Origin of the sequence: Moorena sp. SIO3H5, from assembly GCF_010692395.1 — a bacterium.
Taxonomy (GTDB): domain Bacteria; phylum Cyanobacteriota; class Cyanobacteriia; order Cyanobacteriales; family Coleofasciculaceae; genus Moorena.
Window position 1 is genome coordinate 1 of record NZ_JAAHHS010000103.1, and the last position, 21129, is coordinate 21129.

At 39.5% G+C, this 21129-nt stretch carries 18 protein-coding genes; 12 read left to right on the forward strand and 6 right to left on the reverse strand.

Going from position 1 to position 21129, the window contains the following annotated elements; all coding sequences use genetic code 11:
- Nucleotides 1–88: 88 nt before the first annotated feature.
- The 3 genes from F6K52_RS13910 to F6K52_RS13920 are packed head-to-tail and all read left to right on the forward strand — an operon-like array spanning nt 89 to nt 2941.
- Nucleotides 89–940: a sulfotransferase domain-containing protein gene (locus F6K52_RS13910; RefSeq protein WP_293078456.1), complete on the forward strand. Its 852-nt coding sequence runs from the start codon at nt 89–91 to the stop codon at nt 938–940.
- Nucleotides 941–974: 34 nt separating this feature from the next.
- Nucleotides 975–1847, forward strand: coding sequence for a sulfotransferase (locus F6K52_RS13915; RefSeq protein ID WP_293078458.1), 873 nt, complete (start codon nt 975–977; stop codon nt 1845–1847).
- Nucleotides 1848–1888: 41 nt separating this feature from the next.
- Nucleotides 1889–2941, forward strand: a complete 1053-nt coding sequence (locus F6K52_RS13920; RefSeq protein ID WP_293078460.1) for a sulfotransferase — start codon at nt 1889–1891, stop codon at nt 2939–2941.
- Here F6K52_RS13920 and F6K52_RS13925 read toward each other — a convergent pair.
- A complete protein-coding gene (locus F6K52_RS13925) occupies nt 2857–3783 on the reverse strand; it encodes a hypothetical protein (protein WP_293078462.1) in 927 nt (308 codons plus the stop codon). The two genes, F6K52_RS13920 and F6K52_RS13925, sit on opposite strands and share 85 nt — an antisense overlap.
- A gap of 96 nt (nt 3784–3879) precedes the next feature.
- On the opposite strand from F6K52_RS13925, the gene F6K52_RS13930 reads away from it, so the two are divergent.
- From F6K52_RS13930 to F6K52_RS13950, 5 genes are all read left to right on the forward strand, one after another.
- A complete protein-coding gene (locus F6K52_RS13930) occupies nt 3880–4005 on the forward strand; it encodes a hypothetical protein (RefSeq protein WP_293078464.1) in 126 nt (41 codons plus the stop codon).
- 110 nt (nt 4006–4115) lie between these two features.
- Nucleotides 4116–4712: an NADPH-dependent FMN reductase gene (locus F6K52_RS13935; RefSeq protein WP_293078466.1), complete on the forward strand. Its 597-nt coding sequence runs from the start codon at nt 4116–4118 to the stop codon at nt 4710–4712.
- A gap of 197 nt (nt 4713–4909) precedes the next feature.
- Nucleotides 4910–6799, forward strand: a complete 1890-nt coding sequence (locus F6K52_RS13940) for an ABC transporter ATP-binding protein (RefSeq protein ID WP_293078468.1) — start codon at nt 4910–4912, stop codon at nt 6797–6799.
- Between the two features lie 13 nt (nt 6800–6812).
- Nucleotides 6813–7772, forward strand: coding sequence for a glycosyltransferase (locus tag F6K52_RS13945; RefSeq protein WP_293078470.1), 960 nt, complete (start codon nt 6813–6815; stop codon nt 7770–7772).
- On the forward strand, nt 7765–8592 hold the full coding sequence (locus F6K52_RS13950; RefSeq protein ID WP_293078473.1) for a hypothetical protein: 828 nt from the start codon (nt 7765–7767) through the stop codon (nt 8590–8592). Before F6K52_RS13945 ends, F6K52_RS13950 begins: the two co-directional genes overlap by 8 nt.
- A 23-nt stretch (nt 8593–8615) precedes the next feature.
- Here the strand turns inward: F6K52_RS13950 and F6K52_RS13955 are convergent, their stop codons facing one another.
- Both F6K52_RS13955 and F6K52_RS13960 read right to left on the reverse strand, forming a co-directional pair.
- Nucleotides 8616–8972 (reverse strand): hypothetical protein, encoded by a 357-nt coding sequence (locus F6K52_RS13955; protein WP_293078475.1) that lies wholly within the window; start codon nt 8970–8972, stop codon nt 8616–8618.
- A 36-nt stretch (nt 8973–9008) separates the two neighbouring features.
- Entirely contained in the window at nt 9009–9407 is a 399-nt protein-coding gene (locus F6K52_RS13960) for a hypothetical protein (RefSeq protein WP_293078477.1), read from the reverse strand.
- A gap of 640 nt (nt 9408–10047) precedes the next feature.
- Between F6K52_RS13960 and F6K52_RS13965 the strand changes: the two genes are divergently transcribed.
- From F6K52_RS13965 to F6K52_RS13975, 3 genes are all read left to right on the forward strand, one after another.
- Complete coding sequence (locus F6K52_RS13965; protein ID WP_293078479.1) at nt 10048–11127, forward strand: LLM class flavin-dependent oxidoreductase; 1080 nt, start codon at nt 10048–10050, stop codon at nt 11125–11127.
- A 197-nt stretch (nt 11128–11324) separates the two neighbouring features.
- Nucleotides 11325–12452 (forward strand): hypothetical protein, encoded by a 1128-nt coding sequence (locus F6K52_RS13970; RefSeq protein ID WP_293078481.1) that lies wholly within the window; start codon nt 11325–11327, stop codon nt 12450–12452.
- Between the two features lie 9 nt (nt 12453–12461).
- A complete protein-coding gene (locus F6K52_RS13975; protein WP_293078483.1) occupies nt 12462–13967 on the forward strand; it encodes an MBOAT family O-acyltransferase in 1506 nt (501 codons plus the stop codon).
- Here the strand turns inward: F6K52_RS13975 and F6K52_RS13980 are convergent.
- Entirely contained in the window at nt 13964–15256 is a 1293-nt protein-coding gene (locus tag F6K52_RS13980) for an MFS transporter (RefSeq protein WP_293078485.1), read from the reverse strand. The two genes, F6K52_RS13975 and F6K52_RS13980, sit on opposite strands and share 4 nt — an antisense overlap.
- Before the next feature lie 214 nt (nt 15257–15470).
- Nucleotides 15471–16685, reverse strand: coding sequence for an acyl-CoA dehydrogenase family protein (locus F6K52_RS13985; protein ID WP_293078487.1), 1215 nt, complete (start codon nt 16683–16685; stop codon nt 15471–15473).
- A gap of 669 nt (nt 16686–17354) precedes the next feature.
- Here F6K52_RS13985 and F6K52_RS13990 point away from each other — a divergent pair.
- On the forward strand, nt 17355–19841 hold the full coding sequence (locus F6K52_RS13990) for a multicopper oxidase domain-containing protein (protein ID WP_293078489.1): 2487 nt from the start codon (nt 17355–17357) through the stop codon (nt 19839–19841).
- Between the two features lie 169 nt (nt 19842–20010).
- Here F6K52_RS13990 and F6K52_RS13995 read toward each other — a convergent pair.
- Nucleotides 20011–21129: hypothetical protein (locus F6K52_RS13995; protein WP_364417613.1), on the reverse strand; the 1119-nt coding region annotated here is incomplete at its 5' end.

The following is a 21129-nucleotide window of genomic DNA, read 5'->3' on the forward strand; positions in this document are numbered from 1 at the left end:
TTAGATAATACCTCCCTGGCTGTGGGTGCTGATTTAAAGTGATTTACAGTAACTATTGACCATAAGCAAAAATAAATTTTTGTTGAACATGGCTACTAACGCTAGTAAACCTAATTTCTTGTGTATTGGGGCTCAAAAAGCCGGGACAACCTGGTTATATCATAATCTCAAGCAGCACCCTCAAATCTGGCTACCTGCTTATAAAGAAATACACTATTTCGATGAGATTCATCTCGATAAAAGTACAGTAACCAGAATAGAAAGAAATAGACTATCGACGTTGAGCAGGGAGCTAAACAAAAAACTTAAGGGGGAAACTATTAGCTATAGCTACCTTAAGTTTTTGGCTCATCTGGCATTTTCGGAAGTTAAAGATGACCAGTGGTATTTGGCTTTATTCAAGGAGGCGATATCTCAAGATGCTATAGGTGAAATAACCCCTGCCTATTCAGCTTTACCAGAATTAGGTGTTAAACACATCAAAGGTTTATTAGGCGATATTAAGATTATTTATATTTTACGTAATCCCGTCAAAAGAGCCTGGTCACAGGTAGTTACCTCAAGGCATTGGGATACTCTCGATTATCAACAGATTAGTTATGAAGAGTGGGTCGAGATGATCGATGCAAAATATAGTCTACTTAAAGGGCATTATACCAGAACTATAACTAATTATGAAAAATATTTCGCTCAAGACAAAATCCTTTATTTATTCTACGATGATATTTGCCTAAATCCTGCCAATATGCTCCAAAACGTTTGTAATTTTTTAGAAATAAAGTATGAAGAAGGATATTTTAACTCGACGATAAATTTTTTGTTCAATAATAGCCCGAAAATGGATATACCTGAAAAAGTTGAAAAGTACTTAACTGAAAAGTATAAAGAACAAGAGGAGCTGATAATAGAAAGATTTAAACCTCCTAGTTTCAAGCTATAGCATTTGTTAGTGAATCAGGTGTAGAGATTCAAAAATGAAACCAAAATTTATCCTAGTTGTTGGTCTCCAAAAATCAGGAACATTCCTCTTAAGACAACTCCTAGCGGAATCTGGATTAGTAGAACATCCATTTCAAGAAGGAGAAGGACAGGATTTTTGGGGCAATGTACCCTCCTTTACTCCCCGTGGTTTTCCTGCAGGAACGATTTATCAAAGGAGTGGAGGTGAAATGGGTCATGAAATTGGGGAGGAGGATGCTACCGAGGAAATCAAAAATTGTTTACTAGAGCGCTTAGGAAATCTAGACATAAAATCATCTCTTATTGTCAACAAAAATCCTTATAATGCAGTTCGGATTCCCTGGCTCAGAAAACTTTTCCCCGATAGTTGTATTGTTGGCATAGTTCGTAAACCTGTTCCCAATGTCTTTTCTTTACTGAAAAGGTTTACACGTCGTCAGGGATATAGATATGAGCCAGAGGAAGGTTGGTGGGGGGTAAAACCTAAAAACTGGCAACAGCTCATTGATAACAATAAAGTTATTCAATGCGCTCGTCAATGGAAAGCTATTAATGGTAAACTCTTACAAGATAAAAACTTGCTTAATTTAATTGTAAGTTATGATCAGGTTTGTTCATCCCCCCTAGGAACTGTAGAAAAAATTCTCAGTTTAATTGAGGGTAAAGATTTTAAAGTATCAGTAAACTACCCGGTGATCCAATGTTTTGATGATGAATACCAAAGGGGAGCGCGGCTTTTATCAAAAAAACGATCTCCTGATGGTTCTGCTGTCTTAGATAGTTCCTGGCTACAGCAAGAAAAGATTGAGCTCCAAGCTTTGCAGGAGACGGATATTGCTCTAATAGAAGAAATTTGTGCTCCTGTATCTGAGCATTTTTTCGGCTAAACTAATTAATTGTCTGTGCCCTGGAAGGCTATAACATTATTATGATTTCGCAAAATATTTTAATTGCTATTGGTTATTTTAAAACTGGCTCCTCTTGGCTTGACTGTCACCTTTTTAAAAATCCGTCATCAGGCTTCATTTGGTGGACTGACCCGTCGCTGCGACATAAAATCGTTGGCCCCCATCCGTTGGCATTTGATCTAGCAAAATGTAGTGAGCAAATTAAAAGCTCTCTTCCTTCAACCTTAGATGATCAAATTCCCGTTATTGCCGTGGAACGCTTATCTGGAAACCCCCATTCAGCTGGTTACGACAGCAAAGAAATCGCGGATAGACTTATTGCCTTGTTTCCCAAGGCTCGCATTCTGATTGTGATTAGGGAACAAAAGCAGATGATTCTTTCAACTTATAATCAATATGTACGTGCCAGTGGCCCATGTTCTCTAAGCAATTACATCGGAAAACCGCAAATTCAAAGTTATAAAATACCCCTCTTTAGCCTCGACCACTTTGCCTATAATTTCCTGATAAATTACTATCAGAAACTGTTCGGTCGCTCCAATGTACTAGTGTTACCTTACGAGCAATTTAAAACCGACCCCAAACGCTTCGTTGGGCAAATTCTAGAGTTCAACGGAATTAAAGATTGTGCTGGTATTGTTGAAACCTTGCCTTATCATGACCGTGTGAACAGTTCACTGTCATGGATGGCAACACTCTTGATGGGTACTTTAAATTCGTTGATTATGAAACCATCACAACTCAATCCCAGTCCATTACTACCTTTCAAGGTTTGTAATCGTCGATTTGTGAGTTATTTACAAGAACTGGAGAGTAAATTACCCCTAGCTATTCTTGAACCCTGTAACTCAGCTATCAAACGTAAGCTCATGGCAACAATCACTGAAGTGGTTGGTGATTACTATCAAGAAAGTAATGCTATCACCTCCGAGTTAATCGGGATTGATCTGAGTCAATACAACTATGATCTGCCAGTGGATTACAGTTTTTATGCTGGCGATGGCACAGAATCTAACGGTAACCTTGCTAATAACCAAGTTTTGAGTTCTGCTTCCAGTTCAAAATTGGACTGAAATAAAGGATTAGTCGGTAAATTTTCAGCCTTGAACATGCCATGATAATGAATGTGAATGAGGGGATGAGAACTATTAAATTGTAATAATGGTTGTCGTTTATTAATATCTATAATCGGATAGTTATAGACAGGTTCCAAAATCTGAACCCGGTCTGTAATTCCCCAGATAGCTGTTGATAAAGTAGTTTGATCCTTTGGCCAAACAGAACCCTGCTTTGGCTCTAGTCCCTGGCGGTAAACAGTGATCAGATCGTCCTGCCATTTGCTAAATATGCCTTTACTAGCTCTGACTGCTACTAAGCCAGCGTTATAACAAGCTTTAATCACAACCCCTTGCACAAATGTCTCGATTAAGGGGATACTCTCGTAATCGACACCGCAATAGTTACACAAAAGATGCCAGTAATTATCAAAGGGATCATCTGGCGAACCAGAAGTACAGATTGATTTCCAACTAACTGGCCGGACAGCAACATCATAACTATCTAGTAACCCCAATGCAGTTGGTTCGCGAAAAAATAACGTATCACTGTCGATAAATACTAAAAAATCGTGTTTTTTCTGATTTTCAATATAAGCATTAGCCAAGATTTTGTTGGCGTAGGGGTCGTGGGGGAATTCATCATTTAGTACTAAGTCAATATGCTCAACACTAAGTTTCTCTAAGCGTTTTTTCGTCTCTGGAGAAATCTCATGACCTACCCTAGGAGAGAAAGCGTAGATCGGACATTGACTAAAGCGACCTCCGTAACAGCGAATACTTTCATATAGTAGTAGAGACTGAGTTTCTAGATGGCCTGATTCTATACAGGTAATAAACGCTAAGTTGGGTGTCGTCATCTATTGTTTATGGTTAATTATTTGATTTGTAGCACTTTTTAAGATACTATCAAATTTTAATAGGAATAAATTTATTAAATCAAGCCGGATTTTCCCATGATCCTCCATCTAACTGCCGATCAACAAATCCTTAGGGAGCTTCCTAGCCCGAAATATACCAATGGCTCTGCTCGCTATGACCGCACTGCTAGTGACTCGGTCAATAAACCAGGTTTATTGTGATAATATCATAACATTTAGCTGTTGTTCTCACGATAAACTTGGTTTATGATAACACTGGAGCAGTCATAAAATGATAGTTTATTAACACTCAATAGTCAATCCCTATCTCTATGGAACAATCAAGCCAAATAAACCTTAAAATTCCTATTCTTTTGGGAAGCTGTAGGACGGGAAGACAAAGCTTGAAGGTAGCTCAGTTCATTTTTAAAGAATTATCCCAAAACTCTTCCATTAAAACTGAAATAATTGACCTGGCTGAGTATAAGCTACCTATGCTAGAGGAGCGATTAAAGGAAATGGAAGTTTTACCCCCTGATTTATCACGATTCTGCTCTAAGCTAACCCAAGCGGATGGAATTTTGATTGTTGCTCCAGAATACAAAAATGGATACCCAGGAGTCTTAAAAAATGCCCTTGATTATCTTGAACCCCAGGCTCTAAGATATAAGCCCATTGGTATTTGTACCGTATCTTCTGGGGGATTTGGAGGACTTAATTGTCTGGCACAATTGCGATTACTTTGCCTGGCTTTAGGGGGTTTGCCCATTCCAGATAAATTACCTATTTCCCATGTTAAAGAAATGTTTGATATCAATGGTAACTTATCCGATTTAGGGTTTACAACCAAGCTTAATTCCTTTATTAAGGAACTAATTTGGTACACTGAAGCGATATTCAGGTCACTTCGGGAGAGTTCGGAACCATGACTAGTGTATACTGATTTGTATGGGCTGTTAACCTAGGTCGAAGCTGATTCTGGCTCCTGTCTCCTGTCTCCTTCTTGAATCTAATACCTGACACCTAAACTTGATTTCAATTAGCATGTCCCTTCTTTACATTGCTAGGGTTTAATAGACTTACATAAGCTTAGTTTATAGTTTAGTTTACAGTTTAGTTTACAGTAATGGAAGAAAAATTACTTAACAATCAAATTTCAGAAGAAACCAATCAAATCCCAGAGGAAAACATCAGTATCCCTACAACCACAAAAGACTTCTTTTGGTATGTTTTGTGGCAAGCCGATAATAAACTCCGGTGGCAATTTATTGCCTTGGCCGCTATCACGGGAATTGGGGCTTCATTAGTGATGCTGAAGTCTTATCAATTAAAAGTAATCCTAGATGGCTTTATAGCAGCTCAGGCAAAAGGTAATCTTTCTTACCGAGACTTTTTAACTCCTGTCCTTATTTATATCAGTTGTCTAGTCTTTGCGAAACTGATAGTTCTGCTTCGAGACTGGATTAATATATTCTCTGTATCGACTTGCAATCGAGTTATTTTACGATCGTTCTTGAAGCATACTCTAGGACATTCCAGTCATTTTTTTCAAAATAACTTATCTGGAGCAGTTTCGAGCAAGTTGTTTACTCTCGTGACTAGTTTCAATCGAATTGCTAATGTGTGCTTTAATAACTTTTCAAGTGTAGCCATCAAGTTTGTGTATGTATTTATTTTTTTTGTTTTAGTCCACCCAATTATCGGTCTATGTTTTCTACTATGGTTCTTGATATTTATCGGGTTAGTTGCTCCTAATTTAGCAAAAGGACTTTACAATAAAGCAAAAAATTACTCAGCTTCCAATGCTAATATCTCTGGATTGGTAACTGATGTCTTAGGCAACCATGATGTTGTGCGCTCTTTTGCCCATGAGCAAGAAGAAATTGCTTTATTTTCTAGTCATCATGATCAGACGATTGATAAAAAAATTGATCTAAAACTAAATACAATCAAAGTTTTTGCTGTTAAAGATTTTACAATCTTAATCAGTGAAGTTATGGTTCTATTACTTCTAGTTTATGGATTTAAACAGCAATGGGTTTCCGCCGGAGATTTTGTGCTGATTGTTACCATTCTAACCAACTTTCTCAATCAAGCCAATCAACTTGTCAAACAACTGGCAGATCTAATTGAACAATTCGGTAATTGTACAGATGCTATTGAAACGTTATCTCAACCCCATGAGATTACTGATCTCGAAGAAGCCGAAGTTCTAGAAGTGAAAGCAGGAGCTATCGAATTTGCAGACGTTAGCTTTCATTATCCCTCCAGTTACAGGGTATTTGAAAACTTATCCGTGAAAATCGAACCTGGACAAAAAGTAGGGCTTGTTGGATTTTCAGGGGCAGGAAAAACCACCTTTACCAGGCTGATTTTACGTCAGTTTGACATTCAACAGGGTCAAATCCTCATTGACAATCAACCCATTAATAAAATCACTCAAGAGAGTCTACGCAGTCAAATTGCCCTGATTCCCCAAGACCCTTCTTTATTCCAGCGTACCCTGATCGAGAATATTCGCTATGGCCGTTTGGATGCTACAGATGAGGAGGTAATGGAAGCTGCTCAGAAAGCCTGTTGTCATGAATTTATTACAGAAATGTCAAAAGGTTATCAAACCCTGGTAGGAGAACGAGGAGTAAAACTTTCAGGGGGGCAGCGGCAACGTATTGCGATCGCTAGAGCCATGCTCAGAAATAGTCCTATCCTAATCCTAGATGAAGCCACGTCTTCCCTGGATTCTATCACTGAACAAGCTATCCAGGATGCCCTAAAAAAGGTAATCCAAGGACGAACTGCCATTGTCATTGCCCACCGCCTCTCCACCCTCAGCTTTATGGACCGCATTCTCGTATTTCAGGAAGGAAATATTATCGAAGATGGTTCAATCAATGAACTGCTATCAAAGAACGGACATTTTGCCTACCTATACAGAACCCAATCCAGCGGATTATTGCCTCAAGAAAAAGAGGAATTTAAATCTAACAAATTAGAGCCAGCAGATGTAAGATTGTAACAGAGTATAACTGATGTTAGAAAAAATGCGTATCTACATATCAAGTAATCACCAATATCCAGCCAAAATTAATGGCACTGCATCCCAACACACTACAGATTTGCTCGCTAAAGGCTTGGCAGAACTGGGGCATGATGTGTTCTACGATCTCAGAAATAATGAAATTCTAGAACCTTTACCAGACAGCGTTAATCAGGTTACGGAGCGAATGTTTGACGTTGATATTTTACAACCTCAAGATATTCCCCCATCTCGTGCATTCGATTCCCATGGTAAGCCTTGGGTCAGAACCTTCCAAGCTCCTTTTGGAAACCATGATATTTCAGGGCTCTCAAAAGAGAATTTGATTTTTGTTTCCCGCTCCCATGCCCAAAGCTATGGTTGCGATCGCTATGTCTACAATAGTATAGATCCTGCTGAATTCATTTATTCTGAAACCAAAGATGATTATTTCATCTTTTTGGTCTGTGGTTTAGAAAGAGCTGTTTTGAAAGGATTTGGTATCGCCTTACTCTTAGTCCAAGAACTGGGCATCAAGCTAGTGGTCGCAGGTTCGAGTAAAAACAAATTTTATCAACGGCAATTTGCTGCAATGTGCCAGGAGCAAGGAGTTGACTTTATCGGTGAAATACGGGGACCACAGAAAGCGCAATTAATCGCTTCCGCCAAAGCACTCCTGGCACCAACACTAATTAACGAACCGTTTGGCTTAGTTGTGCCTGAAGCGTTAATCTCAGGAACTCCAGTAATTTGTAGTCATCATGGAGCATTTAAGGAAATAGTTTCCTCTGATGTTGGCTTTATTTGTCACAGGCAAAAAGACTATATTGCTGCAGTGGAAAGGCTGGATGAAATTTCTCCTCAAGCCTGTCGTAAAAAGGCAATGAGAGACTTTCATTATCGAACAATGGCTGCTAATTACCTTAAAGAATACGAAAAAGAAATATCAATCACAGCCAGTAATAATGGGTAACATGCATAGAAAATCGATTGCTGTCGTGGCTTTGACTAAGGGCTATGAAAAAAAAGAAAACTATCAAGACTTGATTGCCAGAAATAAGTCAATCAACAAGTATCTTAGTAATCAATTTGATAATCTTTTATTTCATGAGGGCAATATATCAGTTGCTCACCAGAAATATATTCAAAGCTTTACCCCAGAAATGGAAATAAAGTTCATCAATATTAAAACTGAATATCCCAGAACAGCTTTCAATAATTGTAAAAATAAAATTAACAATGATTTATGTCCTCCAACGAGTAGATCTAGTCAGTTTACACTAGGATATAAACATATGTGTCATTTTTGGTTTATAGATTTTTTAGACTACACCAAGGATTACCAATATCTAATCAGAATAGATGAAGATTGTTTTATTCATAAATTTGATAACGATATAGTCGAGGTAATGGAGAAAAAAAATCAAGTATTTATCTCCCCCTACTTTAGAAAATTCGATGTACCGGATGTGACTCTTGGTATGACAAAACTCTTAAAAGAATTTGTAAATGAGAATAATATTGAACTAAAAAATAAGCTGGAAGAAGATCACAATAGTGTCAAATGTCCTTACACTAATTGCATGCTCATCAATTGTGAATATTTTAGAAAAAATGACATTTTTATAAAATTTCAAACTAAAATTGATGAGTCAAGCTGTATTTATAGCAATAGATGGGGGGATCTGCCCTTGTGGGGACTTGTTTTGTGGTACTTTGAGGATAACTATCGCTACCAAGAGGTGAGGACTATAGGTTATCGCCATGGCAGCCATAGTATGACGATAAACTAATGATACTGAAAAAATTTGGCTATCTATTCTAGAAAAAAGAATTCCCTAGAAAAGTAACCATTACCTTCACTCGGTAAAAAATAAATTGCGATAATCAACAAACCTTTGTTTTCATTAACAGCTAGTAATGATTTAACCTGGTTGATTTCATAAGTTATATGAAATCCCTTAGCCACACCACCATCTGGACTAGCTGCTAAAGGAATAATGTCAACTTCCCCCCAATCTCCAGGAGCATGACTGGTCTGGGATCCAAAGGCACGAAATTTAGGAACACCATCCTGACTAGAAATTTCAAATGAGGCTATTCCTTTTGTTTCCTTATAGGTGTTAACCCAACGTCCCAGAAACTTACTAATATCTACTTTTGTTTTAGTCATTGGTTGTACCATAATACTTAGATTTAATAAAATTATTTATTTGTGAAAAAATTCCCGCGAAAAATCATTAAACTTGCCGTTATTATCCTTGTAACTGTTATAAACTTGGAGTACTAAAACTCCTCTTTTACAGTTAGCAGCGATTGAAGTTTCCACAAAACCTCGACTATATTGGGTAATAAATCCTCCAACCACAGGAGACGATTGATCTGAAGTAAAGGCTTGTAATTTTGCTTTTCCCCAATCATCAAGCTCAGGGCTACCTGCACTAAAAATATGAATAGTCAGTTGCCCCTCGTCAAATTCGATAATTGCTTTGGTGATATTCTTAGTCTGGGAGTTAGTATTCTTCCAGATTCCCAATAGTTCACTAGCATCTAGATTGATTTCTTGTTCAACAGGAGCGGGTCTCGTTTCGCTTGATGAAGGATTCATTGTCTGTACTATTTTAAGTCAAGGAATAATTTACCATGTATTAATTAAGTTTTCAATGTGGCGGGGTGACAAGAGTAGCTAGAAAGCACACATAATCAAGGTCACAGCTTTGAGACCTCGGTGCTTAACTAAGTTAGTCAATTAATTAACTTATTTATAAAATTTGGAGTACAAATTAGGCCAGTTGTAACCATCTATAGGAATTCTCATAGTTATCAAGTACTTTCGTCCTGGGTTTTAGGCAGCTTCCGGCCAGGGAATCAGCCCAACAGGAAACGGCGTTGCTGAATTAAGGAATGAATGCGCGATCATCTGGTTTTGGTCAAGCCCCCTAAATCCCCCAACTTTGGGGGACGCAAGAAAGTCTTTTTCCCCCCAAAATTGGGGGGCTAGGGGGGCAAAACCATACCCATAATAAGCAACGCCAAAAATTTTGTGTATCTCATTACAATAAAAACTATTATAAATAATAGACAATCAATCCTATAATTATAAAGTTTACTCATTGTTGTAGATTCCAGGGCTAACTACGGAACAGTTACTCCCCTACCTCCTAAAGGAACTGCAACTAAAGTCGCCGAGACATTTGTCCTCCAGTAGCTAAAGCTGAATAGTTTCCAAACTAGGGATTTTTTTTTAGATGAACTCATTGAGATTTCACTGGCGATTAGCCGCACAAGCAAATAGGTTAGGCGTTGTATCACAAGATGCTAAACTCCAGGCAAGTAATTCACCTGAGCAACAAGTGAATTTACCCGATATCGAGAATAATCTTTTCTTCTGCCGCCGTGCCGAAGAAATTGGTATTGATTCCCTGTTGACTGCCTTCGGCTATTACAGACCAGATCCAATTCTACTTTCCACTGCTTTAGCAATGGCAACAGAAAGGATAAAATTTATGGTTGCCTATCGACCCGGAGCAATTTCACCTACCTTGTTTGTGCAACAAATTAATACCCTTTCTGCCTTAAGCAATGGCAGAGTGAGTTTAAATGTAATTATGGGTCATTCCCAAAAAGAGCAAGGCTACTATGGCGATTTTCTCGAACACGATCAACGTTATCAGCGAGCCGAAGAATTTTTAGAGATTTGTCAAGGGTTTTGGCAACAAAATGGCGGGTTTACTTTTAAAGGCACCTACTACCATATTGAAGAAGGGCAAGTCGGTACGCCTTTCGTGGCACCAGAGAGGAATTCCCCAGAAATTTACATCGGTGGCGGTTCGCCTGCGGCACAGGAACTCGCTGTAAAGCAAGGTAATTGTTGGTTACTTCTTTTCGATACCCCAGATAAACTGCGACCACGTGTTAAAAGCATAATTGACCAAGGAATAGAGGTTGGTCTACGTGGTTCTATAATTGCTAGACCTACTCGTGAAGAAGCCATCGAAGCTGCTTACTCTTTGATTAGTACTGGCAATAAACAATGGATTGATCAAGTATTTGTTAAGACCTCTGATTTCCAATCAATAAAATTTGCTTATCAAGAAGAAGCTGATGGTAATTGGCTTACCCCTTGGTTATGGAAGGGTGCTGTACCTGCCCATGGACCGTCTTCTATGGCCCTTGTCGGAAGCCCGATTGATATTGCTGAAGCAATCATGGAATATAAAAATATGGGCTGCTCTCAATTCATTTTCTCTGGTTGGCCTGAACTGGAAACAATGACCTACTTTGGTAAAGAAATATTACCTGTGGTTAGGGAGATGGAAAAGATATAGTCGTGAAGTACATCATGTCAGCCATCAGCTTTCTGTAACAGAAGTTTACCTGTTTATTCAAAAGCTGTTACTGTATTGTACACATAGCGCATTAGCTAATAACCGAATGCTGACTGTGAATGATGACCTGACCACAACCAGTTTTTTGCTCGCACTGGAATTACGCCTAATGTGAAAAAGAGGATAATTGAGGATTTATGACACAAGTTAATATCTGGAAAAATTGGAGATATCATAAGTTATTTAAGGCAACTGCTTGCAGTATTATATTCACAATTACATTAACAGTAGTATTTGTTTTTGCCAATATTATTTTTCCTTATCCTAACATTCCTACTTATCCTAATAATGTTAGTTTGAAGCTAAAACATTTTGCAGAACACAAAGATGAATATGATGCTATTTTTATCGGTCCTAGTACAACTTATCGTGGTATAAAGCCTAATTTGTTTGATAAATTAATGGCAGAAAAAAACGTAAAAATAAAATCTTTTAACTTAGGCTTTGATGGAGCAATAGTAACAGAGATAAATTTTTATTTGGAAAAAATTATTGCTTTAAAACCGGCTAATTTAAAGTGGTTATTTATAGAACACAACGATCTTAGTATTGAGAAGATATCTAATGCAGATTCTTTTAGAAGTATATATTGGCATACTCCCAAGCAAACTATCATAGCTTTACGTCTAATATTGGAATCAAGAAAACCCTTGCAATTAAAGTTTTATAGTGCTTATGGTAACTTAAAAAGTCTATTAAATAGAATTTTATGGATGGGGAGACTTTCTAATTTTTGGCAAGAAAAAATATTAGGTTTTAACTTAGTTGAACTTATCAAAAAACCACAGTCTAGACTCTTGATAAAAAAACTTGGATATTATTCAACAGATTGGGATAAACTTTTTATTCTTGGTAAACAAAAGTTCCAAAATCATTTAGATGTTTATTATAACAAGGTCGATAGAGAAATAGATAAATTGAAAGAGAGGAACACTGCGTCAATTGATTTCTATAAAAATCATAGCTTGAAAGTTCTCAAAAATATGTGCGATCGCATCGAAGAACAGGGAATTAAGCCCATTATTTTTATATCCCCAATTGTGGGATTTGATGAACTAACAGCAATCGAATTATATAAACGGCGCAATACATCAATAGTTTTTGCTTTAAACAATCCCGAAGCTTTCCCTACTTTATATCAAGTTGACAGCAGATGGGATTTCGGGCACTTAAATGACAGAGGCGCAAGGGAATTTACTCGTTCTATGGCAGAACAATTTGCTAAATATCTGGAAACACAAAAATCAGGAATCTATCCTTTATAAACATTAGAAATGATTTTTACCGAATTTCGCTTCCTGTTTTTCTTCCTTACAGTTTTCTGTATCTATTGGACATTAAGCGAACACCAACATCGTAAAATTTGGTTACTCATTTGCAGTTATCTTTTTTATGCCGCTTGGAATTGGCGCTTCTTATCTTTAATGTTGGCTTCCACAATCATTGATTATGTCGTTGGTTTGATGATATCTAGACCTATAATTGATGATGCTAATCCAGATTGTGAAACTAAGGAAACTAATAGTACAAAAAACTTTGATTGGAACAACCTTGCATCCAAACCGATAAACTCCCGACAACGCAAACTATGGCTAGTATTAAGTTTAGTAGGCAATCTTAGTATCTTAGGATTTTTTAAATACTATAACTTTTTCACTGATTCAGCGGCTAATTTTCTCAATTGGCTCGGCTTACCTATAAGTTTTCCCATTCTACAAGTTATTCTACCTGTAGGAATTAGCTTTTATACCTTTCAAACCCTCAGCTACTCTTTAGATATTTACCGAGGTAAACTCAAACCAACTAAAAAATTTTGGGATTTTGCCTTATTTGTGAGCTTTTTCCCCCAATTGGTTGCTGGGCCTATTGTTCGTGCTGCCATCTTTTTACCCCAGTTATTGACACCGAAAACATTTAGTCAAGTGGAGGTTAGGAGTTGTTTGATGCTGTTTCTGGTAGGATATTTTAAGAAAGCCTGTGTCGCAGATAATCTTTCTCCTATAGTCGATAAGTATTTTGCTAATCCAGAGATGTATACAGTAGCGAGTGCTTGGATAGGTGTAATCTCTTTTATCATCCAAGTTTACTGTGACTTTTCTGGATATTCAGATATGGCGATCGCATCTGCTGGTTTACTAGGCTATAAATTACCTTTAAACTTCAACTTTCCTTACTTTGCTAGTAACATCACGGAACTGTGGAAACGTTGGCATATTACTATGTCTAATTGGTTCCGAGACTATCTTTATGTACCCTTGATGAGAAGGCGGGAAAAAAAAGATAGAACCAAGTTTTTCTCTTACAGCAATCTTATCTATACTATGCTGGTAACGGGACTATGGCATGGTGCAGCTTGGCACTTTGTTGTTTGGGGAGGACTAAATGGTATAGCTTTAGCTGTACATAAAGAATGGTCAACACGGCTATCTCCCTACAAGAAATTACTACCTGTTAGAAATGCTCTAGGTGTCCCTTTAACATTTTACTTCTTTTCTGCTTCTGGAATCTTTTTTCGTAGTGAAGATTTTTTTAGTGGCTTAACTATTGTCAAATCTTTTGTATTCTTTAATTCTCCTGGTACTGAAAACTTAGGACTTCAAGCTGCATGGATCTTTATCCCTTTAGTATTACTACATTGGGCAGCATACAAAAACTGGTTTACTAACTGGTGGCGTATAGTTCCCAATTGGAGTTTTGCGGTTATTTATGGACTTTTTGTTTCAGCTATTTTACCCTTGGTTAGAGTTGCTTATCAACCTTTTATCTACTTCCAATTCTAAAAAAGTTGCTCAGGAATAGCATCGGGCAATTCCTCTTCTAGCAATCTGAGGCGAGGATACTGATAAGCAGCAATGGTTCCAACAACTACTAATAAACCGATAACAATGTCTAGAAGACCAACTCCACGACCTTGGCCAACTCCAATTATTTGTCCTATATTTCCGGCTAAAATACTATCAGGAGCCATCAGAGGTTCAAAAATCAGATCGTCTAGAGGGCCAGCGATCGCATAACCAAGGGTTAAACTCACAGTAGCAATGGGATCTTTCAAACCAAAAACCCTTCCCTGTATCTCTGGAGGTACTTTCTTTTGAAACATGACTTGCACTAAACCGCTAATAACCGGATATGTAGCTAACAAACAAAAGTCAGAAACCGTGAATAGAGACAGGGAAGGGCGTAAACCGGCCAAGATAATGAAAAGACCTGCTAGGAGGGTAAAGCCAAATATAGTTTTGATGTAATGCTCCTGAGTTTTCCAGATACTCATCATCAGGCTGCTTAATACTACTCCAGAACTGGCAATAGATAAAACAATCCCCAGACCAGTGGGGGAGGTGAGAGATAAAACTAGGGGAGTAGTAAGGACATTAAATATGCCTATAGACAGATTGTAAGTAGCCAAAAAAAATAATAATCCCAGTAATCCTGGTTTGGTAGTTAGGCAATTCCAGCCATAGATAAGCTCTTTCCAAAACGATTGGTCCGCTGTCTCTTCCTCTAGATTATTTAACTCCTGAAATTTAACTACCATCAAGGGAACAATGGCAAAAAATAAAGTAGCAAAGTCAATGACAATGATGCCTGGGATGTGAACAAGGGGCAGCAATATACCTGCTAACACTGGTGCAATCAGTTTAGATACACCCCGCCCCAAACTGGTTAAGCCACTGGCACGGGGTAGGTTTTCTTTTGGTACTAGCAGAGTAGTGGCAGCAGCATAAGCATTAGCCTGAAAGGTACTGAAGCAAGCACTAAGAGCTTCGATGATATACAAGTGCCAAATTTCCAGGTTTCCTGTGATGAATAACCAAGCGATGCTTAAGGTGCAAAGACCAGCACAAAAATCAGCAATAATCATCGTCCAGCGACGGCTCCAGCGGTCTACAAATCCCCCTGCGATTGGGGAAATGAGTAGACTAGGCAAGCTACCACACAAAACCAGTAAGCCAAACTGGGTCACTGAGCCGGTTTCTTGAAACAACCAGACATTGAAGGCAAACTGAGTTAAGCGAGAACCTACCAGGGAAAGAAATTGTCCAATCCAGATGATAATAAATATTCTCATCTAGTCGTACACTATTGTCATCTTTACGCGAACAGCCGTCAGCCGTCAGCCGTGAGCTTTTAGCTCACGCTACGCGAACAGCCGTCAGCTTATTTTATTCAAAAGCTGAGAGCTGAGAGCTGATAGCTGAGAGCTGATAGTTGAGAGCTGATAGCTGATAGCTGAGAGCTGAGAGCTGAGAGCTGTTCGCGCAGCGTGCGCGTAGCGCATATGCTTACTTCTGTGAAGAATTAAAAAACGCTCGATCGCTTTCTTGTCCCAGTACTTCCTGACCAATTGAGGCCAAAACGCGATCGCAATTATCATGGAGGGTATAGAAGGATAAATCGCGATAAATCCGTTCCAAAGGACTGGGTTGAATCATAGCACGAGCGCCACACATGCGAGTACAGTGTTCCAAGGTTTCCAGTGCCAATTTTTCTGACAAATAACGAAAGCGGTTACCAGCTTCTTTGGCCTGCTGATGTTGACCTGTTTCCCACAACCTAGCCACTTTTCGCAGCCACAAGTCCATGGTTTCAATGTTCATCATTGATTTAGCAATCCGATGCTGCACATAAGCATCCTGTTCTCTCCGTTGCTTTTTGATATGAGCCAGGGCATAACCATAAGCCCCTTCTGCTGCTCCCAAAAATGCTGCTCCATACTGAGGAGTAAAGCGAGTTTGCCACTCTTCCAGCAAGTATTGCCCTGGATAGCCAATCAGATTTTCTTTAGGAATAAACGTGTGATCGAATTGTACGCGATAACTTACACTTCCCCGCATCCCAATCGGTTTCCACCAGGTTGAATCAAAGCTTACACTTGGGTCTGATAAATCACAGGCTAACATCAACACCGAATTCGCTGGTCCATCGTTATGACGAACAGCTCCTGTTCCGGCAGTACTCACAAACAAGATCGCCCATTGTAGCCCATCCGCTCCTGTGGCAAAGACCTTGCAACCATCAACAATATAGCCCCCCTCTACAACCTTAACTGTTGTCCCAATACCACTGCTTTGCCCAGGCACTTTGGAGAGAGGTTCGCCACTCCAACCCGCCCATTTTTCCCCTCGTTGCACAATCCCTTCAAACCAACGTTGCTTTTGAGCGTCATTAGCATTGGCAGTCAATAATACTTGTATATTAGTATGTCCTTCCCAGCAACGGGTGAACGCTAAATCTACTTTTGCTAATTCTCGTGTCATCATCCAGAGGGTAAGGATATCACTGTTGTGACCTAACCCTAAACCACCATACTTAATCGGTACAGCTGGAGCATGAAGACCTGCATCAAACAGAGTCTCAAAGTTCTTTGCAGGGAAGCTTGCTGTCTGGTCGTATTGAGCCGCCCGAGGGGCAAATTCTTCCTGAGTGAGCTGGCTTAAATGATCCAGGAGAGTTTGTGGATCATAGACTTGCCGATCATAGAGAACAGAAGTTTGCACAGTTTATTGAGTAGATGTTTTTATTCCTCGTTAATTCTAGCGGCTGACAAACACTAAAGCATGGGCTTCCAAACAACTTTATTTTTGTAGGGTAATCTAGCTATTTTGTATAAATTTTACTTGACAAAATAAAGATTAAATGATCAAGGAATATAACTACAGCAATTTTAAATTGGGTGAGGTACAAAACCAAGATGCCCATTCCACAGCTGCGACCCAAGGCCGGGTTCCCTGGCCTTGGGTCACACCTAAAAATTATTCCATTATTAAGCAACGCCCAAATTCTTAGGTTTTAGGGAGCTTCTGAGCAGGGAGCAAGTAAGAGGTAAGAAGGAAAAAATCCTGTGTACCTGATAGCTATGAAAAACGCTGTAGACACCCCCTTTTGCATCGTAAGCATTCAGCATAAGCGCTACGCGCACGCGTGCGCGTTCAGCTATCAGCTAAGTGATGGTAATTGTTAACTAAAGTTAAGGTAATTAAAAGTCAACAAAGACATCCGTATAGTTTATCTCATATTTGTGAAAAAAATGGGTAGTGTCAGTCCCAATTTCCGACTGCTAAATCCCGATCAGGGCTCATATAAAGTTTTGTTAAAAAAACTTGCATACAATTTGACAGGAAGTCATACTCACTAGAGTGAACTATTCTTTGAATAATGAAATATTTATGAACCATTTATTCCTGTTCCTACGCAGGGTACTGATTGTGTTCTTAGTGGGCACGTTTATTTCTGTAAGTACCTTTACAGGGCAAGCTGTCGCTCAGAATGATTTGCTGGATGAATGTCTAGTTGTGCCTGACAATGCCGAACTTCCTCGGGCTGCTTTTAGCAATCCGATATTTGTAGACGCGGATGAAAATCCAATTCTTTTAGATGCAACTTTGGGTAGTTTCGACTTGCAGGTCAATGAAGACGAGACACAATCATACGATGGCTACCTCTACCAGGCTACTTACGATGATGGATCTGGTGACCCCGTTTCAGCCTATACCCCACCAGTTATAACTGTATCTGTACCTGAGCCATCTCAAGCTATAGACCCTAGGAGTCTTGATGGTACTCCGTACTCCTTGATTGACCTAACCCTCAGAAATAACTTACCAGTAAGGGTTCAATTGCCCGGAGAGATACCACAAACAAAAGAAAATTTAGAGAACCAATCTCAATACACCAACATTCATTATCATGGCTTCAACATGTCACCTTTACTGGGTGGTGATGATGTTTTGGTAGAAGTTCATTCTAACGTGACACCGAAACCAAAAGAAGTCCAACAAACCGATAGTTTTAACATCTCCGGAACAGATACTGACACAGTAAATATCAGTTCTACTGATAATTCTCAAAGTTATAAGTTGATACCAGTCCCCCCACTTGGTGAGACAACACCTGATTCAAGCACTGGCACAGAGGCAGATCTTCCTGGTGGTTATTATCCGGGTGATAATCCTGCAGATTCTACATATGGTTCGATAGCTGACTACGAGATGGGAGTCAAGATTCCAAAAGTCCATCAATCTGGACTATTTTGGTATCACTCCCACGCCCACTCCCTTAGCGATACTCAGGTTCTGGCTGGTCTGTCTGGTGGAATGATTATCAAGGGGAGTAATTATTATTACAGCATTCTCGATCCCACCAATGGAATTCAACCCGATCCGGACCAAGAAATAGATCCAGAGCCTGAGCAGTTTTCCGTGCGTCAAAAGGTGATGCTGTTTAAGCAATTTACTAATGTTCTCGGCACAGAAGGAAAAAGGTGTTTCACTCTCAATGATCAAGTCAAGCCACAAATAACAATTAAGCCTGGAGAGGTTCAATTCTGGCGTCTTGCCAATATCGGTGCGGATCACTACCTGAATATTGCTCTAGAAACGATAGACGATGTCACAGGAGAACCTATTTTTGTTGAACCCAATGGTCATCCAAATTTTTATATCTTGGCCCGTGATGCTGATTTTGTTAAACAACCAGTAGCAACTAACTCAGTTCTATTGCCACCTGGTAGTCGAGTAGAAGTTCTGGTAGTAGGAGGTGAACCAGATAGTACATATTCTCTTGTTTCCGATTTTCAAACCGATTTAGTCACTGATGATGACTATGAGTGGACTGGGGCTCCTGGTGCCAATAGAAACTATGTGTTAGCAACTGTTAATGTAGGCTCTGAAGCTGACAAAGTATGCTACGAGACGGCAGATGAGGCTCCTCTTAGTCTAGGAACAATATGCCCGGATGGTGCAACAAGTTTAGATGATCACATCTTAAGCCAGGAGGCATTTGAATCAGACAAGCTACTGCCAACTCCTGAAACCTTAGCTAATTTGAGTGAATGTGGCTCTCCTGGTACTAAGATATCAGATTTACTAAAAACATACAGAAAACGTGTAGGTATCAAAGGTAAAAATGATGAAAAAACTCAACAATTGAAAAAGTTGGCAAAGAAGCATCATATAAGCTTAAAATACCTGTCGAAATTACTGGATAACTCACTGTGCATAACTCCAGGGGATGCGTATTCCGATCCACTTAGTCAGAAACGTTACTTCTATCTCTCAAGCGACGGCAGTAAGTTTTTTCTAACAGCATTCAATGAAGATCAAGGAATGTATCCTTCAAATCAAATCGGTGACGTATATAATGGAAACCGGATCGATAAAATTTCTGCGGTGGGGGATATAGAAGAATGGCATTTGGTCAATGCCACTAATGCTGCCCACGTTTTCCACATACACCAGCTTGATTTCCTAGTTCCTGAGGTTATTCTCCCTGAGGATCCATGCTCAGGATTGCTGCCAGGAACTGACATCTGTACCTACAATAACTACCGAATAGTTGCACAAGATAATGATCTGCAATTTTGTCAATCCGGTGTAGATCTTCCTGATGGCACGAGTGATGGATACCGCTGTCAGCTAGAAACCCAGGGGTATCGGGATGTAATTAACTTACCTGGAAACAGCATCACTACAATCCGTATTCCCTTTGTCAATCCATTCATTACTGGGATATTTGTTTATCACTGCCATATTCTAATCCATGAAGATCGGGGCATGATGCATAATCTGAAAGTGGCCAATCCAAAATCCTATCTACTAGAGGATATGGAGGAAGTCCATGAAGCAAGCGAGATTCTCAAAGATATATTTTATTGATTCGTGAATCAGAAAGAACCAGGTTGAAATCCCTGTAAAATAAGGGCAAGAATTTAATATCTGGAGGGGTTATAAATCACCTCTCCAGATATTACCCTATTTTAGGGTCTTCCATGGAAGGTGAAAATTCCTACCTTCTTTTTTCCATCTACCCACACCCCACACCCTACTAAGGATTCTGCCATCCTTCCACAATCGCCATGCCCACATTTACATAAGGATTATCTAATAATTCTCTAAGGGCTTCTTTTCCACCACTTTCTAAGGCACTGAGCAACCGTTGTTTAGTACTTGCTGGAATCGCGATATTCACAAACGCTGTCTTTTCTAAATCCGTGGCGTTGGGATTACTTTGTTCTAACTGTTTTAATAATCCTTGAATTTCGGCGGCGGCTTCGCTTAGGGTTTGGTTTTTATCCGGGGCAAAATTGTGTTGAGTTTGAGTACCAATTTCTTGATTAACCTCACTTTGAGTCGCATCGACAAAGTTATTAAATCTCTGTTGAGACTGACGTTGATCGTATTTTGACTGATAGTTGGAGTGATGATAGTCTGAGGTTGAGTCACTCATGGCGTTATTTTCAACAGTGATAAGTCGGCTGGCTTGTAGTCTAGCAATTTCGATTAGGTCTTGGTAATGTTTTTGGTAAAGAGCAAGCACGCCATGGTTGTTGGTGGTTTGGGTTAGCTCTTGACGAGAATTAAACCGCTGGATGAACTGGTCACTGACGACATGGTCTTTGGTTTCCGCAGCCGATTGAATCAGCACTTCCCGTAATACCCAAGCTTGCTCAACCTCCAAAAGGGTGGCCAGCAGCAGGTAGACACCGCGAAATCGGGGGTCAGTCAAATGCTCGTGCTGACGTTCTCGATTCTCGGTTTTCAGGAAGGTCTGGACGATAAAGTATTCCTGGATTTTATCGTGGCGAAACTTCCATTCTCGATAGGTACGACCAAACCCATCCTTCTGCTGACGAGTCAATACCATTTTATAGCGTTCCATGCAGTGCAACTCATCCAAGCAGCCGTTTTCTGGGATGGTAATTTGATCATGGAGGCGCATCTGGTAGACGGTTTCAGCAAATTCAGCCAGGGGAAAGGGACAAAGGTGAATCTGTTGATAGTCCTCTGCCATGATCTCATACTGCTGTTGTTGCAAGTTCAGCAAATCCGGGTCTTTGCCCTGGGCCAACAGTTGCGCCACCAAGGTCAAATCCATGGGATTGGACAGAAACCGACGTACTGCCGCTAACTCCTGTTTCGATTGGGTTTGCTGGAGTTGTCTGGA